Source organism: Isoptericola sp. NPDC057391, from assembly GCF_042668085.1.
Classification (GTDB): Bacteria; Actinomycetota; Actinomycetes; order Actinomycetales; family Cellulomonadaceae; genus Isoptericola.
Genome location: NZ_JBHVBO010000301.1, coordinates 1 through 2,867 on the forward strand (window position 1 = coordinate 1; position 2,867 = coordinate 2,867).

Here is a 2,867-nt window from a genome sequence, read left to right on the forward strand (position 1 = left end):
GGTCCGGCCCGGTCCGGACCACCAGGTCAGCGCAGCACCGAGGCGCGACGCTTGTTGTAGATGTCGAACGCGACCGCGAGCAGCAGCACGAGGCCCTTGACGACCTGCTGCATCGACTGCGGCACGCCCATCAGCTGCATGCCGTTGGACATGACGGCCATGATCAGACCACCGATCATGGCGCCGCCCACGCGGCCGACGCCGCCGGTGGTCGACGCGCCGCCGATGAAGCACGCGGCGATCGCGTCGAGCTCGAACATGTTGCCCGCGCCCGGCTGGGCGCCGTTCATGCGCGAGGAGTAGACGACGCCGGCCACCGAGGCCAGCACGCCCATGTTCACGAAGATCCAGAAGTTGACCTTCCGGACCTTGACGCCGGACAGCTCGGCCGCGTGCCGGTTGCCGCCCACCGCGTAGACGTGCCGCCCGAAGACCGACTTCTGCGTGACGAGCGTGTACGCGATGATCAGCACCGCGAGGATGATGAGCACGATCGGCAGGCCGCGCGAGATCGACAGCTGGTACCCGAACCACATCACGACGGCCGCGACCACCACGAGCTTGACGACGAACAGCGGCATCGACTCGACCGTCTGCTGGTAGGCGATCTTGCCCTGGCGCGTGCGCCACTGGCTGACCCCGAAGCCGACCACGGCGATACCGAAGATCACCAGCGTGAAGACGTCGAACCCGTACCCGCCGAGCAGGCCGTTGAGGAACCCGTTGGCGATGTCGTAGTAGGTGCCGCCGAAGGGCGACAGCGACTTGTTGTCGAGCACGAGGAACGTCAGCCCGCGGAACAGCAGCATGCCCGCCAGGGTCACGATGAAGCCGGGGATCCCGACGTACGCGACCCAGAAGCCCTGCCAGATGCCGACGAGGAGACCCACGACGAGCGCGGCCAGCACCCCGACGTACCAGGGCATGCCCTGGCGGATGACGACGACGGCGCTCACGGCCCCGGTGAGGGCGACCACCGAGCCGACGGACAGGTCGATCTGCCCCGCCACGATGATCATCACCATCCCGATCGCGAGGATCAGGATGTACGAGTACTGCAGGACGATGTTCGTGAGGTTCGTCGGCGAGAGGAAGTTCGGGTTCAGGGCGGCGAAGAGCACGACGATCGCCAGGAAGGCGATGACGATGCCGCTCTGGCGCATGTTCCGGGTCAGGATGTCCCGGACCGAGTCGATGGCGTTCATGAGGCGGTTTCCTTCGTGGGCAGGGGCTGGTCGCGCTCGATCGTCATGAGCTCCATGAGGCGCTCCTGCGTCGCCTCGGCGACGGGGAGCTCACCGGTGATCCGACCGAAGGCGAGGGTGTACACGCGGTCGCAGATGCCGAGCAGCTCGGGAAGCTCGGAGGAGATGACGACGACCGCCTTCCCCGCCGCGACCATCTTGTTGATGATCGTGTAGATCTCGAACTTGGCGCCGACGTCGATCCCTCGCGTGGGCTCGTCGAGGATGAGCACGTCGGGGTCGGTGTACAGCCACTTGGACAGGACGACCTTCTGCTGGTTGCCGCCGGAGAGCTTGCCGACGTCGACCAGGACGTTGGGCGTCTTGATGTTGAGGGAGCCGCGGTAGTCCTCGGCGACCCGGAGCTCCTCGTTGCCGTTGACCCAGCCGCGCGGGGCGAGCTTGGGCAGGCCCGCCGCGGAGATGTTGTGGCGGATGTCGTCGATGAGGTTGAGGCCGTAGTGCTTGCGGTCCTCGGTCGCGTACGCGAGGTTGTGCCCGATCGCCTCAGACACGTTGCGGACCTGGATCGGCTTGCCGTCCTTGTAGATCTGGCCGCGGATGTTGCGCCCGTACGTGCGGCCGAAGATGCTCATCGCGAGCTCGGTGCGCCCGGCACCCATGAGGCCGGCGATCCCGACGACCTCGCCGGCGCGCACGTTGAACGAGGCGTCCACGATGATCTGGCGGCCGACCTGGGTGGGGTGGTCGACGTTCCAGTGCTCCACGCGCAGCACCTCGTCGCCGACGACGGACGCCCGCTCGGGGTAGCGGTGCTCGAGGTCCCGGCCCACCATGCCGCGGATGATGCGGTCCTGGGTGGAGCCCGGCTCGGACATGTCGAGGGTCTCGATGGTCCGGCCGTCGCGGATGATCGTCGTGCGGTCGGCGATCTCCTCGATCTCGTTGAGCTTGTGGGAGATGATGATCGACGTGATGCCGTGCGCCTTGAGCTGGCGCAGCAGCTCGAGCAGGTGCTCGGAGTCGTCGTCGTTGAGCGCAGCGGTCGGCTCGTCGAGGATCAGCAGCTTGACCTCCTTCGAGAGCGCCTTGGCGATCTCGATGAGCTGCTGCTTGCCGACGCCGAGCTGACCGACGGGCGTCGTCGGGTTCTCGTCCAGGCCCACGCGCTCGAGCAGCGCCGCGGCCTTCCGGTTCGCCGCGTTCCAGTCGATCATCCCGAACCGGTTCCGGGTCTCGTTGCCCAGGAAGATGTTCTCGGCGACCGACAGGTACGGCACCAGGGCGAGCTCCTGGTGGATGATGACGACGCCGCGGTCCTCCGAGTCGTTGATCGACCCGAACTCCGCGGGCGTACCGTCCAAGACGATCTCGCCGTCGTAGGTGCCGTGCGGGTAGACGCCCGACAGCACCTTCATGAGCGTGGACTTCCCGGCGCCGTTCTCGCCGCAGATGGCGTGGATCTCGCCCTGCTCGACGGTCAGGGTGACGTCGGACAGCGCCTTGACGCCGGGGAACTCCTTGGTGATGGAGCGCATCTCCAGGATCGTGCTCATCTGCGCTCTCGTCCCTCCTTCGGTGGGGTGCGCCGCCGCCGGACGCGTCCGCGGCGGCCCCGGGGGCGGGGGCCGCCGCGGGGGGGCCCCCCCGGGGGGGGCGCGG

The 2,867-nt window shown here is 67.7% G+C and carries 2 protein-coding genes; both read right to left on the minus strand.

Features of this window, described 5'->3' with window-relative positions; all coding sequences use genetic code 11:
- Window positions 1-26: 26 nt before the first annotated feature.
- Window positions 27-1,205 (minus strand): multiple monosaccharide ABC transporter permease, encoded by a 1,179-nt coding sequence (mmsB, locus tag ACFUVW_RS20465; RefSeq protein WP_430573132.1) that lies wholly within the window; start codon window positions 1,203-1,205, stop codon window positions 27-29.
- Window positions 1,202-2,761 carry a multiple monosaccharide ABC transporter ATP-binding protein gene (gene mmsA / locus ACFUVW_RS20470; RefSeq protein WP_430573133.1) on the minus strand — a complete coding sequence of 520 codons (1,560 nt, stop codon included), beginning with the start codon at window positions 2,759-2,761 and terminating at the stop codon, window positions 1,202-1,204. The genes mmsB and mmsA overlap by 4 nt, the downstream gene beginning before the upstream one ends.
- Window positions 2,762-2,867 lie beyond the last annotated feature (106 nt).